A 22,599-nucleotide genomic window follows, 5' to 3' on the forward strand; every position below is an offset into this window, starting at 1 on the left:
GAACCGGTGCGCGGGGCGCGCTCCCGGCGCACCCGTGAGCGCGCCCCGCGCACCGGTTCCCGCTGGTCGACGCGCCTCGGCGTCGTCGCGACCAGCGCGCTGCTCCTCCCCGCCGCGCTCGCGGTGCTGCTGCCCGCCGCCCAGCCCACCGAGCGCGGCGGGTCCGCCCCGGATCCCACCACGCTCGCGCTCACCGCGCGCAGCTCGCTGCTCGAGCAGGCCGACCGCTACCAGCAGCTCGCCGACGAGGCGGACCGGCGCCGTGCCCGGCTGGAACAAGCGCTCGCCACCGAGGAGGCGGTCCGCGCGGAGCTCGCCGCCCGGCAGGCGGCCGTCGGCTCCGGCGCCGCGCAGCTGTACCGGGCCGACGCGACCAGCCGGTACCCCGCCTTCGGGCTCCACCTCGGCCGGCCGGGCAGCGCGGCGACGTCCCTCACCCGGCAGGCGGCAGCCGACCGGGCCGGGCGTGCGCTCGAGGGCGACGTGGCGCGGGCCGAGCGGACCGCCACCCGGCTGCGGGCCGCGGCCACCCGGGTCGAGGACGCCCGCGCCGCCTTGTCCGCCGCCGAGCAGCGCGCCGCCGAGGTGCTCGCCGCGGTGCGCGACGAGGCCGGTGGCCTGCCCGCCGAGGTCGCCGGCCGGCTCGCCGGCCTGGGTGCCGCCCCCGCGGCCGGGCCGCAGCAGCAGCGCAACGAGGCCGCGACCCGGCGCTGGCAGGAGTACCTCGGCCGGCTCGCCGCGGCCGGCGTCGCCCCGCCGCCGGCGGCCGCGCTGACCGACCCCGCGACCTTCCCCGCCGGCCTGTCCCCGGCGCTGGACGCCGACGGCCAGCCCGTCCCCGGTGTGGCGTGGGCCGTGATCGGCAGCGAGCCGGTGACGGTGCTGCCGGCGGAGACCGTCGCGGCGGTGAGCAACGCCCTCTCCCAGCTGGGCAAGCCCTTCGTGCCCGGGACCACCGGCCCCGAGACCTACGACTGCGGCGGCTTCACGGCCGCCTCCTGGCTGCTGGCCGGCTACGCGCTGCCCGGCGACCCCGGTGGCCAGTGGGCCTCGGGTGCGCCGGTCCCGGTGACCGGCGTGCAGGTCGGCGACCTGGTCTTCGCCCCCGGTGGTCAGGACGTCGGCATCTACCTCGGGGACGGCGAGGTCGCCGGGGCGTCGGCCGCGTCGTTCCAGGTGGTCGTCACGTCGATGCCGGCGGGGTCGACCGCGGTGCGGGTCACCCTGCCGCGCCCGGCCGAACCGAACCCGGCGCTCCCTCCCGGCGGCGCGACCGGCGCGTGCGGTGCGCCGCTGCCCGAGCCCGGCCCGGTGGACCCGCGGTGGGGCGGGTGGTCCAACGGCCGGATCCCCGCCGAGGCGCTGTGCCGGCTCGGCGTGGGCGGCCACGCGCTGCGGTGCGACGCGGCCGCCGCCTACGCGGCGCTGGACGCCGCCTACACCGCGGAGTTCGGCACGCCGCTGCGCATCACCGACTCCTACCGCTCGTTCGGCGCCCAGGTGGCGGCCGCCATCGCCAAGCCTGCCCTCGCCGCCACGCCGGGCACCTCCAACCACGGGTGGGCCCTGGCGATCGACCTGGGCGGGGGCGTCAACGTGGCCCGCACCCCTCAGTGGGACTGGATGACGGCGAACGCCGCCCGCTTCGGCTGGGTGCAGCCCGACTGGGCCCGGCCCGGCGGGGAGAAGCCCGAGCCGTGGCACTGGGAGTTCGGCTACATCTCCTGAGGGAGGAGCCGGTCAGAGCCAGGGCAGGTCGACGAGCGCGCGCCAGGGCAGCGTCACGCTCGCCTCGCCGGTCTCCCCCGCCAGGCGCCGGGCGACCCCGGGGCCCGCGCAGGCGACCGGCCGGTGCGGTGTCACGACCACGTGCATGTCCGGCAGCGTCAGCCCCGTCGCGGAGATCCGCTGGTGCACCAGCTCGGGGGCGACCAGGGCCGCCGAGGCGAGCACCGGCACCGTGCGGTGCGAGAGCAGCGCCAGCGGCCCCTCGACCCGCAGCTGCAGCGGCACCTCGTGCGCCCGGCCGGTCGACGCCGAGCGCACCCGGTGCAGCTCCGCCGCCCGGGCCGCCGGCGAGGGCGCCCAGGCGACCGCGAGGTCGCCGCGGACCACGACGACGCTCCAGCCCACCGCGGTCTCGGCCGGATCCGCCCAGTCGAGGACGGCGATTCCCGATGCCGCGGCGTCCGCGTCGGTCACCGGGCGGCGCTCCACCCAGCTGCGCAGGGCCGCGGTGATGCCCGCGGTCGTGCCCGGGACGCCCGCCCGGCTCATGTCGTCGGCGAGATCGGCCAGCGGGACGCGCTGCACCCGCTCGTCCTCCTCGACGTGCAGCACCGTGCCGGCGCCCGGGCGCCGGACCAGGCCCAGGTGGAGCCGGGCCGACGCCAGCCTGGGCAGCAGCTGCGCCGCCACGTCGTGCAGGTCGGCGACGTCCACGGGTTCAGCGCGGAACCGGCGCAGCATCCCCCGCGACGCGGTGGTGGCGCCGAAGGAGCCGGGGCTCACCGGCGCCCCCCGGACGCCAGCAGCGCGTGCAGCCGGGGGGGTAGGGCCGGCAGCGCCAGCACGGCGCCGACCTCGGCCGGGCTCAGCCGGATCGGCAGCACGTCCTCGTCCCACCCCGTGGCCAGGCGCACCCGCGCGGTGGAGGCCGGCCACACCGCCTCGCGGGCGGCGGCCACGTGCAGTTCGGTCAGCACGTCCTGGAGGTGGATGGTCGCCACCGGGTGCCCCGGGGAGCCGTCGAGAGCGCCGCGCACCGACGCGGCGAGCTCCTCGCGGGCGGAGGCGTCCAGCCAGTGCGGGACGAGCACCGGTGAGCCGGCGTCACCGGCGGGCAGCGCGCTCACCGGGCACCCTCCCGGCGTCCCGCCCCGGCCCGCCTGCGCACCCACGGCCGGCAGGCCGGGTGGCGGGTCCTCGGGCGGGGGGTCACGGAGTGGATATCGGCAGGCTCGCGGCCCGATCGACCCTGTGACAGGGCCTTTTCCGTATCGAATGGCCGGGCAGCGCCGCGTCCGGCCCCGCCCCCGGGACGCCGGGATCCCGCGACCCCGCACGGGACGTGCGGCATCGCGGGATCCGGGACGGCCTCCCTTCAGGGAGGTCCTTCTTCAGTCGGCGAGCTCGGCCAGCCGGTCCTTGAGCCCCTTCTCCACGCGGTCGGCGTAGACGTTCATGTTCCGGACGGAGGTGCCGAGGTCGGCCGAGAGCTGGGTCTTGGTGCGCCCGCCCCACGTCGTCAGGTACCAGGTCGCCCAGCCGAGCACGTTGGGCTGACCGGCCCGCTGGTCGCGGCGCGCGTCGGGGTCGGGGGCGCACGCGGCGGTGAGGGCGTGCGACAGCAGCGTCTGCTCGGCCTCGCCCATGATCTCGTCGGGCGCCTCGGACGAGTCCGGCAGCAGGATCTCGGTGGCCTCGGGTGCGCCGTCCAGCGACTGGAGGTTGCGCAGCCCGTTGAGGGTGGCGACGGTCTGGGAGTTGCGGCGCAGGGTGGCGACGCTCTGCCCCATGAAGGCGGCCAGCTCCTTCTCGCTGGGCCGCCGCTGGTGCTCGGCCGTGAACGCGGCGATCGCCTTCTGCTGCTTGTGCTCGGTGTCGGCGGCCGTCCGCCCGTGGGCGTTGCGGCCCAGGTCGTGCACCCACTTGGAGAGCTGGGTGGCGAGGAAGGCGCCGAACGGGACCGACTTGGTCTCGTCGTACTGCGCGACGGCCTTCAGGATCCACTCGTAGACCTGCTGCCCGAGGTCGTCGGGATCGGGCAGGTGCAGGCGGATCGTGCTCATGTTGCGCTGCAGGCGCTTGAGGCTGACCGGCCCGTAGTGCCGGCACAGGTCGTCGAGGAACGCCGGGGGGAGGTCGCGCGGGGCGCGCCGGCGGACGTCGGTCTCCGCGCGCAGCCCGATGGTGGTGGTGCCGCGGCCCGCGCACCAGGCCTTCACCCAGTCGGCCAGCACGGCGGCGGTCCCGCAGGCGCCGTCCACGCGGTAGAGGCCGTCGCCCTGGTCGTAGCTGACCGTCACGCCGTCGGGCAGCGCCCGGCGGAACTCGTCGAGCGGCAGCTCGCGGTCCACGCGGAAGTGCACCCGGTCGCGGGGGGTAATGGGCGCGAGGGCCCAGCCGTCGGCTTCGGGGATCCCGCCGAAGACCAGGGGCTGCCGGGCGCGGGCCCGGTCGTCGGTGGAGGTGGCGGTCGGGGCGGGGATGCGGTCGGGCATCGGTACTCCTGGGCACTACGGGGAAGAAGAGGGGTGCCGAGCGGCCGGCACCCCGCACTGCGCGGGAGGCCGTCAGGCCGGGATGCGCTCCCCCGGACCGGGGCGGCGCGGCGAGGGGACGAGCGGGGCGGCCGGGGTGCCGGGCAGCGACTCGATCGCCTCCACGGGCAGGCCGTCCGACCGGGCGGCACCGGCGGCGGCGTGCTCGAGCAGGGCCGCGGCGGCGGCGCGCTCCGCGGCGCTGGGCTCGGCGGTGTAGACCGGCATGTGGTCGTAGAGCGAGGTGAAGACCGCCGACACGAAGGCGTACGCCGCCTGCGCCTGCGGGGAGAACCGGGCGACGGCCGCGCGGGGACCGAGGTCGACGCCGACGGTCACCCGGACGACGCGGTCGTCCTTGCTGAGGCCGGTGACGACGACGACGACGTCCTCGTGCTCGGCGGCCAGCGCGGCGAGCGCCGCGAGGCACTTGCGGGTGGCGCCCCGGCGGGGCCGCAGCTGCACGTGGACCACCACGGACTCCTGGTCGCCGGTCTGGTCCCCCGCCACCGAAGCGGTGAATGCGTTGCGTGCCATCTTGATCGCCCCCTGTCACTTGCGTGAGGAGGAATCTGCCGCATGCACGCATCGGACACGGCACACAACTCGCTGTGTCCAGCGCAGTTGTGACCCGGAAGCTTCGGCAATAGTTGCCCGTGTCGCAGGTCCGTCAGCCACCGGCCCCGTCAGATTGGCACGATTTGCCGAGGGCGATCCCCCGGCGACCGTGCAGTTCTGCCGCTCAGCGGGGCGGGCTGCCCTCCGCCGGGGCCGCGTCGGCCGGGGCGGGGGCCGCGTCGGCGGGGAGGTCGGACGCCGGCGCCGGCGCGAAGGCTGCCAGGGCCCCGAGCGTGTCGGCGGTGACCTGGGCGGCCAGGAGGTTGGCCTCGGCGATCTGCCGGTAGACCTCTTCCCGGTGGATCGCCACCTCCCGGGGCGCCTTGAAGCCGAGGCGGACGGTGCCGCCGCGCACCTCGACGACGTGGACCTCGATGTCGTCGCCGATCCGGATCGTCTCGCCGACGCTGCGCGTGAGTGTGAGCACGTGTACCCCTCCGTGGGTGTGTGTGGTTGCCGTCCGTGGCGCCGCCCGCCGGGGCGGGCGTCCTGGCCGCGTCCTGACGCGGCGCACTGAGGTTATCGGCGCAGGCGCCGCCGAAGGGGAAGAGAGCCGTCGGTCTGCACGACCTGCCGCGCCCGGTGCGTCGCGGGGGCGACCACGACCGGGGCCCGCAGGTTCGCCGTCGCCTCGGCCACGTCGCCACCGGGCACGCTGACCAGGCAGTAGACCCGGGCGTCGGCGACGTCGGCCAGCCCCAGCTCCGCCCGGACCGCGGCCGGCACCACCGGTGCGTACCCCGGGAAGAACTCCCCCGCCGGCACGGCGAGGAACCGGGGGCCGTCGGGCGCGACCGCCTGGAGCCAGAAGAGCAACCCGGAGCCGTCCCCGGCGACCAGCACGTAGTCCCGGTACCCGGGGAACCCCGGCACCGGCTCGGTGAAGGACAGCACCTGGACCGGGGGCGGGGTGGGTGCGGTCACCGAGGGCTGGTCGGCGAGGGCGGCGGTCACCGCAGGTACTCCATCAGCGTCGGGGAGATCGCCTTCGCGGTCGCCTGCAGCGCGGCCTGGTAGCCGACCTGCTGCATCTGCAGGCGCATGATCGTGCCGGGCAGGTCCACGTTCTCGACCTCACCGAGCTGGGTCTCCAGCCGCAGCGCCAGGTCGGTGTTGATCTGCTGCTCCCGCTCGACCCGGGCCGCCCGTGCGCCGACGTCGGCGACCCCGCCGAGCATCCGCTCCATCACGGCGTCCAGGTCCACCAGGCCCTGGTCGAGCGCGGCGGGGTCGTCGACCAGGTCGTCGGCGATCCGGGCGACCACCGCGAACAGGTCGGCCCCCGCCGGGCCGAACACCTCGGGACCGGTCAGGTCCACGCGGACCTCCTCGGTGAAGGAGACGCGCCGCAGGACGTCGGCCCCGCCGATGCCCTGGTAGGCGCCGGCGTCGCTGTACGCGGTGGTCCCGGTGGTCACCCCGCCGAAGACGGGACGCCCCTGGATCGTCGTGTTGGCCAGGCCCAGGAGGCTCTCCCGCAGCGACGCGACCTCCGTCGCCAGCGCCCGCCGGCTGGCCTCCGACGAGTTGCCGGTGCTGGCGCCCTGCACGGTGAGGTCGCGGACCCGCCGGGTCACCTCGAGCATGTTCTGCAGCGTGGAGTCGGTGATCGACAGCCAGCTGTCGGCGTCGGAGATGTTGCGGGCGAACTGCTCGACGGCGGCCTGCTCCGACCGGATCTGCATCGCCTTGTTGGTGCCGGTCGGCGAGTCCGACGGGGCGTTGATGAGCCTCCCCGAGGTGAGCTGCTCCTGCAGCTTGCCGAAGGTGTCGAGGTTGCGGTTGAGGCCCTGCAGGCTGGTGAGCGCGCCGGCCTTCTGCGTGATGCGCACTCAGATCACAGCCCCACGCGGCCGGTGCGGTTGATCAGGACGTCGAGCATCTCGTCGATCGCCGTGACCAGCCGGCCCGCGGCCGAGTACGCGTGCTGGAAGGACAGCATGTTGGTCATCTCCTCGTCGAGGTTGACCCCGGCCACGGACTCCCGGGCGGCGTCCACCTGCCCGGTGATGACCGACTGGATGCCGAGGTTGCGCTGCGAGACCGCCGACTGCACACCCAGCTCGACGATCATCGTCCGGTAGGCCGCGTCGGGCGACCCCACGCCGTTGCCCAGCTGGGAGAGCTTGTCGGCGTTGCCGCGGTCGAGGTTCGGCGTGCCGGGGCCGATGGAGGACGCCGCGAGCTTCCGCGGGTCGGTGAGCGCCACGGTGATCGACGACGCCGTCACCGGTCCGCCCGAGGAGCCGAGCAGCGCGCCACCCTGTCCGCCGTCGAGGTCGTAGCCCTCGCCGTGCGCGGTGTTCAGCGCGGTGGCCAGCGACGCGGCGACGCCGTCGAGCTCGGTGCGGTAGGTGGGGATGATCGAGTTCAGCGCGTGCAGCTGGCCCCCGGCGGTGCCGCCCACCGTGATCGCCAGGTTGCCGGCGGCGGTGACGACACGCGGCGGGTCCCCGGCCGTGCCGGCCGGGTCGATGGTCCCCTGCACCGCGAGCTTCGACGCCGTCCCGCCGGAGACCAGCGCGACGCTGCCGACGAGCACGTCGACGACCCCGCCGTCCCGCGGCCGGACCGACACCCCGACCTGGTCGGCGAGCTTCATGACCAGCAGGTCGCGCTGGTCGGTGAGGTCATTGGCCGGCTGGCCGCTCTGCGACGCCCGCAGGATCGCCGTGTTGAGCTGGGCGATCGTCGCGGCCGCGGCGTTGACGTCGTCCACGAGGACACCGAGGTTCTCGCGGGTCTGCTCCCACTGCCCGTCCAGCTGCGCGGCGCTGAAGTGCAGGCCGCCGACGAGCGTCTCGAGCCGCTTGAGCACCTGGCCCCGGGCGGCCGGGTCCTCGGGCTTGTTGGCCACGTCCTGCCACCCGCGCCACATGTCGGCCATGAGGTTCTGCAGCCCGGTCGTCCCGGGCTCGCGGAACGCCTGCTCCACCAGCTCGAAGGTGTCGGTCTCGGCCGTCAGCTGCGCGCTGTTCGCGTGCTCGGTGTGCCCGCGCCCCTCCAGGAAGGCGTCGCGGATCCGGGTCACCTCGTCGGCGTTCACCCCGCCGCCGATGCCGCTGCCGGTGGAGTAGAACGCCGGGACGGCGCTGCCACCGATCGCCCGCATGTCGACGCGCTGCCGGGAGTACCCGTCGGTGTTGACGTTCGAGATGTTCTGACCGGTGACGTCGAGCGCCCGGCGCTGCGCCCACAACGAGGTGGTCGCGGTGTTCAGGAGGCTGAAGGTGCTCACGTCAGAGGGCTCCGTCCAGGGTGACCGCGCGGTGGGCGCCGTCGGCGTGCCGGCCGCTCGCGCCGTAGGTCCCGGTCGCGGACGTCCGCGTCCGCAGCAGCGCGTCCCCGATCGCGGAGAGGCCGCCCTCGATCAGCTCCCGGTTGGCGTCGGACAGGCTGCGCAGGTCGGTGATGAGGGTCAGCAGCGTCTCGTGGTGCTGCGCGAGGAGGTCGTTCCAGGGCGCGGGCGCCGCTTCGGCGACCTGCCGCAGGGACGGGTCGGCGGACAGCCCGAGCCGCCCCGCGATCGCCTCGGTCGCCGCGGAGCGCTCCACCTCGAGGGTGCGGAGCTGGTCGAGGATGACCTCGATCTCGTGCGCGATGCGCGCCAGCCAGCGGGTCTTGCCGGAGAGGATGAGGTACTGCTTCTCCTCGGCCTTGAACAGCAGCAGGTCCAGGAGCTCCTGCTCCCGCCACAGCAGCGTCGACAGGTGCTGGTAGTCCACGTGCCCACCGCCTTCCGTCGTCTCGCTCGTGCCTGCGGTCGCCCCGGCCAGGGAGCCGGGCACCGCCGTCGGTGCTGCCATCGGCACCCCTTCGGAGGGGGTTGAGCCGAAGCACCGAACTGGCGCTCAAGTCCGTGCGGATTTGTGCCGACCGGTGGTGCCGACCTCGTCCGGGACAGCCGAGAGATACGGACGTGACCCCAGTCCGTGCCCTCGCGACCGAGCGACCCCTGCGTGAGCGCGCCGCACACGACCGGCCGTTGCGTGACCGACCCCAGGGCGGCCGGGTACCGCACCCGGTCAAGGGGCGCTCGCCCCAGGAGGTCGACGCCCTGGTGACCGAGCACCTGCCGCTGGCCGCCTTCGCCGTCAACGCCGTCGCCTCGCGGATCTCGCTCCCGGGCCACGTGAGCCGCGAGGACCTGCTCTCCTGCGCCCACGTGGCGCTGGTGGAGGTGGCCCGCCGGTTCGACCCCGCTGCCGGCGCCTCCTTCGCCACGTACGCGCTGGCCCGGTTGCAGGGCGCGGTCCTCGACGAGCTGCGCTCGGGCGACTGGGCGAGCCGGTCGGTGCGGGCCGCGGCGCGCCGGACGGACGCGGCCGCCGATGCCCTGACCGTCAGCCTCGGCCGCCCGCCGACGCGCGAGGAGCTCGCCACGAGCCTGGGGATCGCCCGCCGCGAGCTCGACCACCTGCAGGTCGACGTCCACCGGGCGGTCATGGTGAGCATCGACGCCGAGGCCGGCCCCGACGGCAGCACGCTGGACCTGCCCGACACCGGGGAGTCACCCGAGCGCGCCGTCCTGCGCGGGGAGCGGGCGCGGCACCTGCACGAGGCGATCCGCGCCCTGCCCGACCGGTTGGACGAGGTCATCGAGCGCAATTTCTTCGGTGATGAATCGCTGACGGACATCGCGGAGGACCTGGGGGTGACGCTCTCGCGGGTCTCGCAGATGCGCGCCCGGGCCCTGACCCTCCTCCATGCGGCGATGAGCGAGATCTGGGACGGGCAGGCGGTACCGGCGGACGGCGGCGTTCGCGCCCGCAACCAGCAGCGCGCCTACCTCGACCGGGTGACCGGCCGCAGCGGCGCCCCGCTCCCCCGGCCGCGGGCCGGCTGGCCGGCGGTCCGGGACCGCGCCGCGCAGACGGCCTGACCCTCTCCCGCGGAAAGAAATCGGCCACTCGGCTCAAGAGCCCCCGACCTCCGGCCGAAGACCTTCCCTGTACGGCCCGCAGCACGGATGCAGCGGGAAGACCGAGTACGACCCCTTCCAAGGAGGAACACCATGGGTCTGCGCATCAACCAGAACATCGCTGCTCTCAACGCTCACCGGAACCTGTCGATCACCGACAGCCAGATGAGCAAGTCGCTCGAGAAGCTGTCCTCCGGCTTCCGGATCAACCGCGCCGCCGACGACGCGGCCGGCCTGGCGATCTCCGAGGGCCTGCGCTCGCAGGTCGGTGGCCTCAAGGTCGCCGTCCGCAACGCGCAGGACGGCGTCTCCGTCGTCCAGACGGCGGAAGGTGCCCTCACCGAGGTGCACTCGATCCTGCAGCGTGTCCGTGACCTGACCGTCCAGGCCGGTAACACCGGTGTCGTGGACGAGAAGGCCCGCGGCTACATCGCCAAGGAGGTCGAGCAGCTCAAGGGGGCGCTGGACAACATCGCCGACCGCACCGACTTCAACGGCACCAAGCTGCTCCAGGCGTCCGGTGGTTCGGCCCTCAGCCTGACCTTCCAGACCGGCGCCAACGGCGGCGAGACCGTCAGCGTCACGCTGAGCAACGTGACCGCCGTGGCCTCGGCCATCGGCACCGTGGCGACCAACCTGGCCGCCTCGGGCACGTACAACGCCTCGGCCGACCTGACCAGCATCGACACCCAGATCAAGCAGGTGTCGAGCGACCGCGCCACCCTCGGTGCCTCGCAGAACCGCTTCGAGAGCACCATCAACTCGCTCAACGTCTCGATCGAGAACCTGAGCGCGTCCGAGAGCCGGGTCCGTGACGCCGACATGGCGCAGGAGATGGTCGGGTTCACCCGCGCCCAGATCCTGTCGCAGGCCGGCACCGCGATGCTCGCGCAGGCCAACCAGGCCTCGCAGGGCGTCCTCTCGCTGCTCCGCTGATCGACGACCAGCTGAGCAGCTGAGGCCGCAGACCCTCAGCACCACCCCGGGTGAGGGGGGAGGCCCTCGTGCCTCCCCCCTCATTCGCTTGGCCCCCACCCCGCCGACCCAGGAGCCAGTGACATGACGATGAGCATCAACACCGGCCTGGTGTCCGGGATCGACACGGGCACGATGATCACCCAGCTCCTCCAGCTCGAGGCGCGGCAGCAGAACGCGCTGAAGGCGCGGCTCTCCGACACGCAGGTCACCGCCAGCGCCTACCGCACCATCAACAGCTCGCTCGCCGCCCTGACCACCAGCGCCGAGTCGCTGGCCAGGCCGGATGCGTTCAGCAGCACGAAGGCCACCAGCACCGCGACCTCCGTCGGGGTCACCACCGCCTCGTGGGCCACCGCCGGCTCCCTCACCTTCACCGTCGCCTCGGTGGCGACGACCGCCTCCAGCACGAGCACCGGCCGGTGGTCGAGCACCACCACCGCCGCCGGCATGGGCAGCATCGACATCCGGACCGCCGACGGGACCGCCAGCAAGGGCACGGTCGCCCTGGACGGCACCGAGTCGCTCGAGCAGGTCGCGGCGAAGATCAACGCCGACACCGCCCTGGGTCTCAAGGCCTCCGCGGTGCAGGTCTCCCCGGGCCAGTACGCCCTCCAGATCAGCGCGAGCACCTCGGGCGCGGCCGCGGGCTTCTCCGTCGGCGGCACGGCGTTCGCCACGACCACCGTCGGTCAGGACGCCGTGCTGAAGGTCGGCGAGGACACCGCCACCACGACGAGCTACTCGATCCGCTCGGCGACCAACACGTTCGAGGGCGTCCTGCCGGGCGCGACCCTGACGGTGAGCAAGGTGGAGAGCACACCGGTCACCGTGACCGTCGCCGCGGACCCCGAGGCCGTCGCCACGAAGGTGTCCGGGCTGGTCGACGCCGTGAACAAGGCGCTGTCGACGATCAAGACCTACACGGACAACACCCCCGGCAGCAAGGCCGCGCTCCGCGGCGAGTACGCGGTCACCTCCGTCGCCGGCCAGCTGCTGCAGGCCGTCTCCGAGGCGGTCGGCACGGACGGCTCGCCGGCGCAGGTCGGCTTCGAGCTCACCCGCGACGGCACGGTGACCTTCGACGAGGAGAAGTTCGCCGCCGCGCTGCGGGCCACCCCGGACCTCGCCCAGCGCATCGTGGTGGGCTCCGGCGTGCCCGGTGAGCCCGGCGCCGTGACCGGGCTGGCCGCGCGCGTCCGCGACGTCAGCAAGGCCGCGTCCGACGCGACGACCGGCTCCCTCAGCTCCCTGGCCAAGGGCCAGGACAACCTCGCCCGCGACATCCAGGACCGGATCGCCGACTGGGACCTGCGGCTGGCCGCGCGCAAGGTGGCCCTCACCCGCCAGTTCACCGCCATGGAGACCGCGCTGAGCGGCCTGACCAACCAGTCCAACTGGCTCGCCGGTCAGCTCAGCTCGCTGCCGTCGGCCTGACGTACACCCGCCCGACCCGCTCGACCCCTCACCTCAGGAGCCCTTCCCGATGAGTGCTGCTTCGCTCCGCGCCCGCTACCTCGGTGACGCCGTGGCCACCGCCTCGCCGCAGCAGGTGCTGGTCATGCTCTACGACCGGCTGGCCCTCGACCTGGAGCGGGCGCAGGTGGCCGTCGCCGAGGGCGACCGCCTCCGGGTGAACGAGGAGCTCCAGCACGCGCAGGCGATCGTCCTGGAGCTGCTGTCCAGCCTGCAGGTCGACATGTGGGAGGGCGGTCCCCGCCTGGCCGCCCTCTACAACTGGCTGGTGAGCGAGCTGGTCCAGGCCAACCTGAAGTTCGACGGCAACCGGATCGCCTCCTGCCGGGCGGTCGTCGAGCCCTTGCGTGACGCGTGGCGGCAGGCCGCCGCGTCGCTGGCCGGCGTCCCGTCGTGACCGTGAGCCCGGTCGGCGGCTCGGCCGCGGCGGGGTTCGGCCACAGCGCCTACACGCCGGCCACCCGGCCGAACGCCTCCGGCAGCTCCACCTCGAGCGACCGGCAACCGCCCGCCGACTGGCAGGCGGCGCTGGACGAGCTCGAGGGCGACGTCCTCGACGCCCAGGAGACCCTCGCCCGGGGCCGGGCCGAGGAGATCGCCGCCTGGGGCCGGCGCGCCACCGACTGGGTGCCCCCCAGCGGGCTCGGCCCGCTCCCCCCGGACCTGCGCGAGCGCGCCGCCCGGCTCCTCCAGCACCAGCTCGCCGTGGCCGAGGCCCTGGTCGAGCGGATCACGCAGTCCCAGAAGCAGCGCGACGTGGCCGCGCGCATGTCCTACGGCGCGGAGCGACCGGTCCCGTCGTTCATCGACCGCGCGCTCTGACGCGGGCCCGGCCGCGCGGCAGGAAATCCGCGGCGGCCGGACCGGTCGGGCACAGCGGCTGCCGATGACAGGGCGGGAGCGCCCGGATCCGATCCCGGGGCCGCCGGCGCCGGCTCCCGCGCCAGCCAGACAGAGAAGAGTTGCCACCATGCGCGTCCTCCTCACGCACGCGATCGGTCCGGGTGCGACCTACTACCGCATCGAGGAGCCGGCGCGCGCGGTGAGCGACGCCGGCCTCGGCATCGAGGTCGCCGTCGCCCGCGGCATCGGCACCACCATGCGGGAGGTCACCGACGGCGCTCCGCTGGAGGTCACCGAGGTGGACGCCCAGGGTGCGGACGTCGTCGTCCTCCAGACGCCGAAGACCGTCGAGATGCTCCAGACGATGCGCGTGCTGCAGGCCCAGGGCGTCGCCGTCGTCGTGGAGATCGACGACCTGCTCTCCGGCGTGCCCTACGGGCACATGGGGCACGACGCCCTGGTGCGGCACCGCATGGGCGAGTTCGCCTTCCACGCGGCCCGCGAGGCCGACCTGGTCACCGCGTCGACGCCGGCGCTGCTGCAGGAGTACGCGCGGCACGGGCGCGGGGTCGTCATCGAGAACGCGATCCCCCGGCGGGTCGCCGAGCTCCCCCCTGCCTACGAGCGGGAACCCGCCACGGTGACGATCGGGTGGACCGGCAACGTCATGGGCCACCCCTACGACCTCCAGGAGATGGGTTCGGGGCTGCAGCAGGCGCTGGACCGGTCGGGGGCGGCGACCCGGCTCGTCGTCCTGGGCCAGAAGTGGGACCTGCGCGCCCGGCTCGGGCTCTCCGCGGAGCCGGACGAGGTGCCGTGGCTGGTCGACGTGGACTCCTACCTGGAGCGGATGGGCGAGCTGTTCGACATCGGCATCGCCCCGCTCCGCATCGACAGGTTCAACACCTGCAAGAGCTGGCTGAAGCCGCTGGAGTACTCCGCGCGCGGCGTCTACTCCGTCCGGGCCCGCACCGACGAGTACGAGCGGCTCGGGCTCGGGATGCCCGCCCGGGCGCCCAAGGACTGGGCCAAGTGGCTCACGCGCGGCGTGCAGGACGCCGACCGCCGGCGGGAGGTCGCCGCGGCGGCCCGCGAACGGGTGCTGGCCCAGCACCTGACCGAGCACACCGCCGAGCGCTGGGCCGCCGCCTGGCGCACCGCGCGCGACAACCGCACCCGCGCCCTCGGGCGCGGGCGGCTCGCCACCGCCGCGGGCTGACGCCGCGCCCCGGACGCCCGCTCCCCCCGAACGCCCCGCCGCCGGTCCACCGGCCGCGGGGCGTTCGTGCGTTCCTGCGGTGGGGCGGTGCCGGTTCCCGGCCAGGGGCACGAAATGTGCCAACTCCCCCGCCCCGGTCGACCCGGGACGAGGCGGGACCACCGCTGGTCACATCCGCCACCGCCACCCCACCAGGTGGCTGGCGTCCCTCGGGTGACGGAACCGCGGTCAGCCGGTACGGGCCGGCTGCCGATGAGGGGTGTGCACGGAGAGCACCACCATCGCCACGGATCGGCGGCCCTGCACCCGCTCGCGGGTGTGTTCCGCGTACCCGGAGGTCGATCGTGTCCTGCTCCACCCGCCGGCCAGGCGCCCGGTGATCCCCGACGCCACCGCGTCGGTCCTGAAGGCCGCCCTCGCCGGTCTCGCGCAGCGGCAGCGGGTCACCGCCGACAACATCGCCAACGTCAACACCCCCGGCTTCCTCGCCGGCCGGACCGACTTCGAGACGTCGCTGCGCAGCGCCGTCCGCAGCGGCTCCACGCCGGTCGTCTCGGGCGGCACGACCGTCCGCTCGCTGGAGCCGACCAACACCAACGGCAACAACGTCCACCTCGACGCGGAGACCGTCATCGCCACCGAGACCGGGCTGCGCTACCAGCTGGCGCTGACCGCCCTGGACGGCCGGTACAACTCGCTCCGCACCGCCCTGAGGACCTCCTGACCATGAGCATGTTCCAGGCCCTGAGCATCTCCCAGTCCGGGCTGATGACCCACCGGAAGTGGCTCGACGCCACCGCCGACAACATCGCCAACATCAACACGGTGCGGCGCACCGACGAGGACGCGTTCCAGGCGCGGCTCGTCGTCGCGCAGGCGGTGGACTACGGCAGCGGTGAGGGCGGCGTGCGGGTGGCCCGCGCCGAGTTCGGCGACCCGGAGGGCCGGCTGGTCTACCAGCCCGACCACCCGCTGGCCGACGAGGGCGGCTACGTGAAGTACCCGGACATCGACCTGGGTGACCAGATGACCCACATGATGATGGCCCAGCGCGGCTACCAGGCGAACCTCGCCATCATCGAGCGGGCGACCAACGCCTACCAGGCCGCCCTGCAGCTCGGGAAGCGCTGATGACGATCCCGCTCGGCGGCATCACGCCCGTCGGCGTCGGCGCGGTCACCGGCGTCGCCGGCAGCACCCGCGGCACGACCGCCACCGAGGGCGCCGACGGCTTCGCCGCCGTCCTGGCCGCCACCTTCGACGAGCTCCGCGCGAAGCAGGCCACCTCCAGCGAGCTGGCCGTGCAGGCCGCGACGGGCGACCTGAAGGACGTGCACGACTACATGATCGCCAGCGCCGAGTCCGGCGTGGCGACCGAGATGGTCGTGACGATCAAGAACCAGGCCGTCGCCGCGTTCAACGAGATCATGAGGATGCAGATCTGATGAAGTCGGCACTCGCCGGGACGCTGGAGCGTGCCCGCTCCTCGTTCGACACGATCAACCCGGGGCAGAAGGTCGTCATCGGCCTGCTGCTCGCCGGGCTGACCCTCGGCGGGTTCTTCTTCTACAGCTGGATCACCACGCCCACCCAGGCCCCGCTCTTCTCCAACCTCGCCGCCAGCGACGCCTCGGCCATCGTCGAGGAGCTCAACGCCCAGGGCGTGGCCTACGACCTGGCCGACGGCGGCAGCACGATCATGGTCGCCAAGGACGAGGTGTACGACCTGCGGCTGGCGATGAGCGGCCAGGGCCTGCCGGCGGGCAACGACACCGGCTACGCGCTGCTGGACGAGCAGGGCATCACCACCAGCGAGTTCCAGCAGCAGGTGACCTACCAGCGGGCCCTGGAGGGCGAGCTGGCGAAGACCCTGGAGTCGCTGGCCGGGGTCAACTCCGCCGTCGTCCACGTGGCGCTGCCCGAGGACGAGGTGTTCGTGAGCGACAAGGCCGAGCCCACCGCCTCGGTGCTGCTCGACCTGGCGCCCGGCACCGCGCTCGCCGGCGAGCAGATCCAGGCGGTCACCAACCTGGTCTCCTCGAGCATCCAGGGCATGGACCCCGACCAGGTGACCGTCGCCGACTCGACCGGCCAGGTGCTCTCCGCGGCCGGCACCGGCGTCACCGCGGCCGCCGGTGACGCGCGCTCGCAGGTCGAGCAGGAGTACGAGAACCGACTGTCGGCCAGCGCCCAGCGGATCCTCGACTCGGTCGTGGGCCCCGGCCGCTCCGTGGTCTCCGTGCGCGCCGACGTCGACCTCTCCGAGCGCAGCACCACCTCGAAGACCTACCAGTTCGACGAGGGCACCCCGCCCATCTCGGAGCAGACCACCACCGAGGAGTACGTCGGCACCGGAGCACCGGTCGGCGGCGTCCTCGGCCCGGAGAACATGCCCGACGCCGCGGGGGACGCCGGCGGCGACTCCACCTACAACAAGGAGTCGACGACGGCGAACAACGCCGTCGGCGAGACCACCGAGGTCGTGCAGGGTGCGCCCGGGGAGCTCAAGCGGCTCACCGTCTCGGTCGTCATGGACCAGGAGGTCGCCGGCAACCTCAACCAGGCGCAGATGACCGACCTGATGGTCACCGCCGTCGGCCTGGACGAGGCCCGCGGGGACGACATCACCGTCGCCGCGCTGCCCTTCGACGCCACCGCGGCCGAGAACGCCGCCGCGGCGATGGAGGCCGCCCGCGAGGCGGAGGCCAACGAGCAGATGTGGTCGATGATCCGCACCGGCGGCATCGCGGCCGGCATCGCGCTGGTCGTGCTCGTCGTCTGGCTGCGCTCCCGGCGCGGCGCCGACGAGGAGGAGGACTACGAGCCGCTGGAGCTCGACGAGGAGATGCTCGCCGAGCTCGACCGGCTGCGGGTGGCCAGCACCCGCGAGGAGGCCGCGCCCACCGACGCGGCCCTGGAGCTCGAGGCGGCCGAGCGGGCGAAGGTCCGGGGGGAGATCTCCGCGATGGTCAGCGATCGTCCCGACGAGGTCGCGGCGATGCTGCGCGGCTGGCTCAGCGAGAGCAAGTCATGACACTCGCCAGCATCCAGCCGGGCACCGTGGCCGCGGTGAAGAAGCCGGAGATGCCCGGCCTGCGCAAGGCCGCCGTCTTCCTCGCCCAGATGAGCAAGGAGGAGGCCGGTCTCCTGCTCGCCCAGCTGCGGCCGCGCGAGGTCGAGGCGCTCACCCGCGAGCTGATGAAGCTCGGTTCGGTCGAGCTCGCCGACGTGGACGACGTCATGAACGAGTTCCACGGCCTCATGACCGCCCAGCACTTCGTGGGCCGGGGCGGCGTGGAGTTCGCCCGCGAGATCCTGGCGGCCGGTCTCGGCGAGGACAAGGCCGAGGGCATCCTGTCCCGGCTGAACGTCGTCTACACCGAGGTGCCGTTCGCCTCGCTGCGCAACGCCGACGTGCGCCAGCTGGTCACCTTCCTCAAGGACGAGCACGCCCAGATCATCGCCCTGGTGCTGGCCCACCTCACGGCCGCGCAGTCGGCCGAGGTCCTCTCCGGGTTCGCCCCCGAGCAGCAGGCCGAGGTGGCCCACCGCATCGCCACCATGGACCGCACCTCGCCGGAGATGGTGCGGCTGGTCGAGGAGGAGCTCGGCCGCCGGATGGGCTCGATCCTGGCCCACCAGGACATGACCACCGTGGGCGGCGTCGAGACCCTCGTCGAGATCATCAACCGCTCCCCGCGCCCGACCGAGCGGTCGATCCTCGAGTGGCTGGACGGCACCGACCCGGAGCTGGCCGACCAGGTCCGCTCGCAGATGTTCGTCTTCGAGGACATCGTCACCATCGACGACCGCTCCCTGCAGCTGGTGCTGCGGGAGGTGGAGGCCAACGACCTGGCCACCGCGCTCAAGGGCGTGCGTCCCGACGTGCAGGACAAGATCAAGCGGAACCTCTCCGAGCGCGCCGCCGAGAACCTCACCGAGGAGATCGAGCTGCTCGGCCCGGTGCGCACCCGCACGGTCGAGGAGGCCCAGGCCAAGGTGGTCGCGGTCATCCGCACCCTCGAGGAGCAGGGCGTGCTGACCATCAACCGCGGCGGGGACGATGACTTCGTTGCGTGACGACAGCCCCGGGAGCACCGCAGCGAGGAACGAGCGAGGAGCGGACCGGGGCGCGGAGCCGCGCCGATGGGCCGGGCCTGACGGGCAGCGGGCGCCGCGGGAGGGCGCGGTCCTGCGCGGCGGCCTCGCCGCGCTGGCCCGCCCCTACCGGGAGGTCGTGGCGGAGGCCGGCGCCACCGGCACCCGGGTCGCCACCGGCACCCAGGTCGCCGCCGTCGTCCCGGCCGCCCGCTCGGCAGGCAGCCCGCTGCCCGCTGCGACCGCGGTGGCCCCGGCGCCCCCCACCCCCGCGGTGCCGGTCCAGCCCTCGCCGGTCGAGCGGCGGACGACGGTGCGCCGGGCGGAGGACCAGCCGGTCGCCGGCAGCAGGCCCTCGTTCCGCCTCGGCGACGTGTACGCCGAGGAGCTGGCCCGGCTGCGGGCCCAGGCGCGCACCGAGGGGTTCGCCGCCGGGCACGCCGAGGGCCTGCTGGCCGCGGGGTCCGTCGTCGCCGAGGCCGAGCGCGAGGCCCAGGAGCGCCTGGCCGAGGTGCAGGCGCGCTGGGAGCGCCGGCTGGTCTCCGCGACGGCCGCCCTCGGCGCGGCCGCCCGGCAGCTGGAGGAGCACGCCCGCCCGGTCGCCGACGACATCCGCGACTCGATCGTCGCCACCGCGCTCACCCTCGTCGAGGAGCTGCTCGGCCGGGAGCTCGCCCTGGCCACCGACCCGGTGATGGACGCCGTGCGCCGGGCGCTCACCTTCTGCCCGGACGACGCCCCCGCGGTCGTGCGGCTGCACCCCGACGACCTCGCCGAGGTGCCCGCGGAGTCGCTCGCCGGCCTGCCCGGCAGCGTCCGGGTGGTCGCCGACCCGTCGGTGGAGCGGGCCGGCGCGATCGCCGAGTCCGGCCCCCGGCGGATCGACGCGCAGCTCGGCTCCGCGCTGGCCCGCGTGCAGGCGGTGCTGGGGGCATGACCGTCCCGCCGACCCTGCTCGAGCGCGCCCGCGCCGCCGCCCGCCCACAGGTGACCGGCGCCGTCACCGGCGCGATGGGGCTCACGCTCAGCGTCGACGGCGTCTCCGCGGCCGTGGGCGACCTGGTCGAGGTCGACCCCGCCGGCCGCCCCCTGCTGGCCGAGGTGGTGGCCGTCGGCCGCGACCGGCTGACCTGCATGCCGCTGGGCGGGCTGTCCGGCGTGCACGCGGGCGCGCCCGTGCGGGCCACCGGCCGCCCGCTGCAGGTACCGGTCGGCGAGGCGCTGCTCGGCCGCGTCCTCGACGGCCTCGGCCGGCCGGTCGACGGCGGCCCGGCGCTGGACGGCCGCGTGTCCTGGGTGGACCTGGCGACGACGACACCGCACGCCCTCTCCCGCGCCCGCGTCGCCGAGCCGCTCACCTTCGGCGTCCGGGCCCTGGACACGCTGGTGCCCTGCGGCAAGGGCCAGCGCCTGGGCATCTTCGCGGGCTCCGGCGTCGGCAAGTCCAGCCTGCTCGCCCAGATCACCCGTGGCACCGACGCCGACGTCCGCGTCATCGGGCTGATCGGCGAGCGCGGCCGCGAGGTGCGCGAGTTCATCGAGGAGAACCTCGGCCCCGAGGGCCTGGCCCGCACGGTCGTCGTCGTCGCCACCTCCGACGAGCCCCCGCTGGTCCGCCTCAAGGCCGCCTTCGTCGCCACCCGGATCGCCGAGGCGTTCCGCGACGAGGGCCGCGACGTGCTGCTGCTCATGGACTCGATCACCCGCACCGCCATGGCGCAGCGCGAGGTCGGTCTCTCCGCGGGCGAGCCGCCGGCCACCCGGGGCTACCCGCCGAGCGTGTTCGCGATGATGCCGCAGCTGCTGGAGAAGGCCGGCACCGGCGTGACCGGCTCGATCACCGGGCTCTACACCGTGCTGGTCGAGGGCGACGACCACAACGAGCCGATCGCCGACACCGCCCGCTCGATCCTCGACGGGCACGTCGTGCTGACCCGCAAGCTCGCCACCACCGGGCACTTCCCCGCCATCGACGTGCTCGAGTCGATCTCCCGCGTCGCCGGAACCGTCGTCCCCCCGGCGCAGATGGCCGACGCGCGCGAGGTCCGCCGGCTGCTGGGGGCGCTCCGCGACGTCCGGGAGCTGATCGAGATCGGCGCCTACCAGGCCGGCAGCGACCCGCTGGTGGACCGCGCCCGGCAGCTCGCCCCCCAGATCGACGCGTTCCTGCAGCAGCCGCTCGGTGAGTCGACCTCCGCGCCCGAGGCGTGGGCGTGGCTGCAGCGCATCGTGAGGGCGGCGTGAAGCGCGCGGCCTTCCGGCTGCAGCCGGTCCTGGAGCTGCGCCGGAGCGAGGAGCGGGCGGCCGCGGCCGCTGCCGCCGCCGCCGCGAACGCCGCCGGCGAGGCCGCCCGGCGGGCCACCGAGCAGGAGGCGGCGCTGTCCGCCGCGGTGCTCCCCCGGTCGCTGCCGGCCGGCTCCTTCGTGGCGGCCATGGTGCTGCTGCGGACGGCGGCCACCGACGCCGCGGACGCCCGGGCGCTGGCGACGGCGCAGGCCGAGCAGGCGGAGGCGGTACGCGCGGAGTGGACCGCCGCGGCGCGCCGGGCCAAGGCGCTCGAGCGGCTGGCCGAGCGGCACCGGCTGGCCCAGCAGCGCGCCGCCGACGCCGCCGAGGAGCGGGCCACCGACGACCTGGTCACCGGCCACGCCGCTCGCCGGACGGCCACCGACGCCAGCGGGAGGGGGACGACGTGGAGGGGCTGAGCGCCGTGCACTCCCGGATCGCCGAGATCCAGGCCCGCTTCCAGCCGGTCACGCCGCGCACGTCGACGTCCGCGGCGTGGGCCGCCGCCGCCGGCGCCGCCGGGCTCACCGGCACCTCCGCCGTCGGCACGGTGACCACCGGGGCCACCACCGCGTCCGAGGGGGCGGTGGTGGCCGAGGCGCGGAAGTACCTCGGCGTCCCCTACCTGTGGGGCGGCACCGACCCCCGCACGGGCCTGGACTGCTCCGGCTTCACCAAGCTCGTGTTCGGCAACCTGGGCATCGAGCTGCCGCGCACCTCGTCCCAGCAGGCGACCGCCGGGCGCGCGGTCGCCTCGCTCGCCGCCGCGCGCCCCGGCGACCTGGTCTTCTTCGACCACTCCTCGTCCCGCGCGGGCATCGACCACGTCGGCATCTACATCGGCAACGGCCAGATGATCGCCGCCCCCCAGGCCGGCGAGGACGTCAAGGTGCAGGCAGTCGGCAACCCCACGGTCATCCGCCGGGTCCTGCCCGAGGCGACGACACCTGCGGCAGCCCCGGCGGCCGCGGCCGCGCTGGCCGGGGTGCCCTACGCGGACCTCTTCGCGCGCGCCGCCGGCCGGCACGGCGTCGAGGCCGCCCTGCTGGCCGCGGTCGCCCAGCAGGAGTCGGGCTTCGACACCTCGGCCGTCTCCCCGGCCGGCGCTCGCGGCCTCATGCAGTTCATGCCGGCGACGGCGAAGGGGCTCGGCGTCGACGCGCTCGACCCGTCCTCGGCCATCGACGGCGCCGCCCGCTACCTCAGCTCCCTCACCCGGCAGTTCGGCTCGACCGAGCTGGCCCTGGCGGCCTACAACGCCGGGCCCGGGACGGTGAGCCGCTTCGGCGGCATCCCGCCCTACCCGGAGACCCAGAACTACGTCCGGTCCGTGATGAGCAAGGCGGAGGCCTACCGATGACCGCGCCCGTGACCACCGCCGCGCCCGTCGCGCGGACCGCGTCCACCGCCTCCCCGGCGGGGGGCTCCGGCGACAGCGCGGCGCCGTTCGCGTCCGCGCTGGACGGCGCCCTGGCCGGTGCGGTGCGCGACGCCGGCACCGAGAGCGGGCAGCAGACCTCCGGCGAGGCCCCGGGCGAGGAGACCGCCGGTACCGGGGAGCCCGCCGGCGCACCGGTCGTGGACCCCGTCGCCGCCGGCTTGTGGGCGCTGCTCCGGGGCGCGACGGCGCCGCCGCCCGCCGGGGACACCGCCCAGGCCGGCCCCGTCGCGGTCACCGGCACCGCGGCCACCCCGGTCGCGGCCCCGGCGGCCCAGGTTGCCGGGCGTTTTGTGCACAGAACGCCGGACGCCTCAGCCGTGGTCGGTGCCGCAGCAGCGGCCGGCGCCGCCGGTACCCCCGCGGCCACCCTGTCCGGTGCGCCGGCGACCGGCGCCGCGGCCGGCGTCCCGGCACCGGCGGCGCCCACCGCGACAGCCGTCGCCGGCCCGGTGGCCGTGGC

Annotated in this window: 25 protein-coding genes and 1 pseudogene; 17 read left to right on the plus strand and 9 right to left on the minus strand. The window is 74.8% G+C overall.

What is annotated here, in order from left to right; translation table 11 throughout:
• The coding region (locus E9549_RS18440; RefSeq protein ID WP_236828055.1) for an NlpC/P60 family protein at positions 1-1,728 on the plus strand (1,728 nt) is incomplete at its 5' end.
• Between the two features lie 12 nt (positions 1,729-1,740).
• Here the strand turns inward: E9549_RS18440 and E9549_RS18445 are convergent.
• The 9 genes from E9549_RS18445 to E9549_RS18485 all read right to left on the minus strand — a co-directional run bounded on the left by E9549_RS18445 (position 1,741) and on the right by E9549_RS18485 (position 8,686).
• Complete coding sequence (locus E9549_RS18445; RefSeq protein ID WP_236828056.1) at positions 1,741-2,511, minus strand: hypothetical protein; 771 nt, start codon at positions 2,509-2,511, stop codon at positions 1,741-1,743.
• Positions 2,508-2,855, minus strand: coding sequence for a hypothetical protein (locus E9549_RS18450; RefSeq protein ID WP_236828057.1), 348 nt, complete (start codon positions 2,853-2,855; stop codon positions 2,508-2,510). The genes E9549_RS18445 and E9549_RS18450 overlap by 4 nt, the downstream gene beginning before the upstream one ends.
• Positions 2,856-3,119: 264 nt before the next feature.
• On the minus strand, positions 3,120-4,223 hold the full coding sequence (locus E9549_RS18455) for a flagellar biosynthesis protein FliA (protein WP_236828058.1): 1,104 nt from the start codon (positions 4,221-4,223) through the stop codon (positions 3,120-3,122).
• A 72-nt stretch (positions 4,224-4,295) separates the two neighbouring features.
• On the minus strand, positions 4,296-4,799 hold the full coding sequence (locus E9549_RS18460) for a hypothetical protein (protein ID WP_236828059.1): 504 nt from the start codon (positions 4,797-4,799) through the stop codon (positions 4,296-4,298).
• 205 nt (positions 4,800-5,004) lie between these two features.
• The gene (csrA, locus tag E9549_RS23565) at positions 5,005-5,307 is read right to left on the minus strand and encodes a carbon storage regulator CsrA (RefSeq protein WP_308113160.1); all 303 of its coding nucleotides are present in this window, start codon (positions 5,305-5,307) and stop codon (positions 5,005-5,007) included.
• A 92-nt stretch (positions 5,308-5,399) separates the two neighbouring features.
• Complete coding sequence (fliW, locus tag E9549_RS18470; RefSeq protein ID WP_236828060.1) at positions 5,400-5,834, minus strand: flagellar assembly protein FliW; 435 nt, start codon at positions 5,832-5,834, stop codon at positions 5,400-5,402.
• The gene (gene flgL, locus E9549_RS18475; protein WP_236828061.1) at positions 5,831-6,712 is read right to left on the minus strand and encodes a flagellar hook-associated protein FlgL; all 882 of its coding nucleotides are present in this window, start codon (positions 6,710-6,712) and stop codon (positions 5,831-5,833) included. The genes fliW and flgL overlap by 4 nt, the downstream gene beginning before the upstream one ends.
• Positions 6,713-6,717: 5 nt before the next feature.
• Positions 6,718-8,118 carry a flagellar hook-associated protein FlgK gene (gene flgK, locus E9549_RS18480; RefSeq protein WP_236828062.1) on the minus strand — a complete coding sequence of 467 codons (1,401 nt, stop codon included), beginning with the start codon at positions 8,116-8,118 and terminating at the stop codon, positions 6,718-6,720.
• Between the two features lies 1 nt (position 8,119).
• The gene (locus tag E9549_RS18485) at positions 8,120-8,686 is read right to left on the minus strand and encodes a flagellar protein FlgN (RefSeq protein ID WP_236828063.1); all 567 of its coding nucleotides are present in this window, start codon (positions 8,684-8,686) and stop codon (positions 8,120-8,122) included.
• 179 nt (positions 8,687-8,865) lie between these two features.
• Here E9549_RS18485 and E9549_RS18490 point away from each other — a divergent pair, with 179 nt between their 5' ends.
• From E9549_RS18490 to E9549_RS18565, 16 genes and pseudogenes are all read left to right on the plus strand, one after another.
• Positions 8,866-9,762 carry a sigma-70 family RNA polymerase sigma factor gene (locus E9549_RS18490; RefSeq protein ID WP_236828064.1) on the plus strand — a complete coding sequence of 299 codons (897 nt, stop codon included), beginning with the start codon at positions 8,866-8,868 and terminating at the stop codon, positions 9,760-9,762.
• A 132-nt stretch (positions 9,763-9,894) separates the two neighbouring features.
• Positions 9,895-10,737, plus strand: a complete 843-nt coding sequence (locus E9549_RS18495) for a flagellin (RefSeq protein ID WP_236828065.1) — start codon at positions 9,895-9,897, stop codon at positions 10,735-10,737.
• A gap of 123 nt (positions 10,738-10,860) precedes the next feature.
• A complete protein-coding gene (gene fliD / locus E9549_RS18500) occupies positions 10,861-12,213 on the plus strand; it encodes a flagellar filament capping protein FliD (RefSeq protein ID WP_236828066.1) in 1,353 nt (450 codons plus the stop codon).
• Between the two features lie 49 nt (positions 12,214-12,262).
• Entirely contained in the window at positions 12,263-12,649 is a 387-nt protein-coding gene (gene fliS / locus E9549_RS18505; protein ID WP_236828067.1) for a flagellar export chaperone FliS, read from the plus strand.
• A 2-nt stretch (positions 12,650-12,651) separates the two neighbouring features.
• Entirely contained in the window at positions 12,652-13,074 is a 423-nt protein-coding gene (locus tag E9549_RS18510) for a hypothetical protein (RefSeq protein ID WP_236828068.1), read from the plus strand.
• Between the two features lie 148 nt (positions 13,075-13,222).
• The gene (locus tag E9549_RS18515) at positions 13,223-14,314 is read left to right on the plus strand and encodes a glycosyltransferase (protein ID WP_236828069.1); all 1,092 of its coding nucleotides are present in this window, start codon (positions 13,223-13,225) and stop codon (positions 14,312-14,314) included.
• A 376-nt stretch (positions 14,315-14,690) separates the two neighbouring features.
• Positions 14,691-15,038, plus strand: a complete 348-nt coding sequence (locus tag E9549_RS18520) for a flagellar basal body rod protein FlgB (protein WP_236828070.1) — start codon at positions 14,691-14,693, stop codon at positions 15,036-15,038.
• A 2-nt stretch (positions 15,039-15,040) separates the two neighbouring features.
• Complete coding sequence (locus tag E9549_RS18525; protein ID WP_236828071.1) at positions 15,041-15,445, plus strand: flagellar basal body rod protein FlgC; 405 nt, start codon at positions 15,041-15,043, stop codon at positions 15,443-15,445.
• On the plus strand, positions 15,445-15,759 hold the full coding sequence (gene fliE / locus E9549_RS18530) for a flagellar hook-basal body complex protein FliE (protein WP_236828072.1): 315 nt from the start codon (positions 15,445-15,447) through the stop codon (positions 15,757-15,759). The genes E9549_RS18525 and fliE overlap by 1 nt, the downstream gene beginning before the upstream one ends.
• A complete protein-coding gene (gene fliF / locus E9549_RS18535; protein ID WP_236828073.1) occupies positions 15,759-17,348 on the plus strand; it encodes a flagellar basal-body MS-ring/collar protein FliF in 1,590 nt (529 codons plus the stop codon). The genes fliE and fliF overlap by 1 nt, the downstream gene beginning before the upstream one ends.
• Positions 17,345-18,394 carry a flagellar motor switch protein FliG gene (gene fliG, locus E9549_RS18540; RefSeq protein WP_236828074.1) on the plus strand — a complete coding sequence of 350 codons (1,050 nt, stop codon included), beginning with the start codon at positions 17,345-17,347 and terminating at the stop codon, positions 18,392-18,394. The genes fliF and fliG overlap by 4 nt, the downstream gene beginning before the upstream one ends.
• On the plus strand, positions 18,387-19,349 hold the full coding sequence (locus E9549_RS18545) for a FliH/SctL family protein (protein WP_236828075.1): 963 nt from the start codon (positions 18,387-18,389) through the stop codon (positions 19,347-19,349). The genes fliG and E9549_RS18545 overlap by 8 nt, the downstream gene beginning before the upstream one ends.
• On the plus strand, positions 19,346-20,656 hold the full coding sequence (locus tag E9549_RS18550; RefSeq protein ID WP_236828076.1) for a FliI/YscN family ATPase: 1,311 nt from the start codon (positions 19,346-19,348) through the stop codon (positions 20,654-20,656). Before E9549_RS18545 ends, E9549_RS18550 begins: the two co-directional genes overlap by 4 nt.
• The gene (locus E9549_RS18555) at positions 20,653-21,117 is read left to right on the plus strand and encodes a flagellar FliJ family protein (protein ID WP_236828077.1); all 465 of its coding nucleotides are present in this window, start codon (positions 20,653-20,655) and stop codon (positions 21,115-21,117) included. The genes E9549_RS18550 and E9549_RS18555 overlap by 4 nt, the downstream gene beginning before the upstream one ends.
• Positions 21,105-22,058, plus strand: a complete 954-nt coding sequence (locus E9549_RS18560) for a transglycosylase SLT domain-containing protein (protein ID WP_236828078.1) — start codon at positions 21,105-21,107, stop codon at positions 22,056-22,058. The genes E9549_RS18555 and E9549_RS18560 overlap by 13 nt, the downstream gene beginning before the upstream one ends.
• Positions 22,055-22,599: pseudogene (locus tag E9549_RS18565) on the plus strand (hypothetical protein); the annotation flags it as partial. The gene E9549_RS18560 and the pseudogene E9549_RS18565, both read left to right, overlap by 4 nt.

The sequence above is a fragment of the Blastococcus sp. MG754426 genome (assembly GCF_021699055.1).
GTDB lineage: Bacteria > Actinomycetota > Actinomycetes > Mycobacteriales > Geodermatophilaceae > Blastococcus.

Coding starts and splice junctions, on each gene's coding strand:
- E9549_RS18455 (WP_236828058.1), bottom strand. CDS start 4,223: ATGCCCGACCGCATCCCCGCCCCGACCGCCACCTCCACCGACGACCGG.
- E9549_RS18460 (WP_236828059.1), bottom strand. CDS start 4,799: ATGGCACGCAACGCATTCACCGCTTCGGTGGCGGGGGACCAGACCGGC.
- E9549_RS18485 (WP_236828063.1), bottom strand. CDS start 8,686: ATGGCAGCACCGACGGCGGTGCCCGGCTCCCTGGCCGGGGCGACCGCA.
- E9549_RS18495 (WP_236828065.1), top strand. CDS start 9,895: ATGGGTCTGCGCATCAACCAGAACATCGCTGCTCTCAACGCTCACCGG.
- fliD (WP_236828066.1), top strand. CDS start 10,861: ATGACGATGAGCATCAACACCGGCCTGGTGTCCGGGATCGACACGGGC.
- fliS (WP_236828067.1), top strand. CDS start 12,263: ATGAGTGCTGCTTCGCTCCGCGCCCGCTACCTCGGTGACGCCGTGGCC.
- E9549_RS18515 (WP_236828069.1), top strand. CDS start 13,223: ATGCGCGTCCTCCTCACGCACGCGATCGGTCCGGGTGCGACCTACTAC.
- E9549_RS18525 (WP_236828071.1), top strand. CDS start 15,041: ATGAGCATGTTCCAGGCCCTGAGCATCTCCCAGTCCGGGCTGATGACC.
- fliE (WP_236828072.1), top strand. CDS start 15,445: ATGACGATCCCGCTCGGCGGCATCACGCCCGTCGGCGTCGGCGCGGTC.
- fliF (WP_236828073.1), top strand. CDS start 15,759: ATGAAGTCGGCACTCGCCGGGACGCTGGAGCGTGCCCGCTCCTCGTTC.
- fliG (WP_236828074.1), top strand. CDS start 17,345: ATGACACTCGCCAGCATCCAGCCGGGCACCGTGGCCGCGGTGAAGAAG.
- E9549_RS18550 (WP_236828076.1), top strand. CDS start 19,346: ATGACCGTCCCGCCGACCCTGCTCGAGCGCGCCCGCGCCGCCGCCCGC.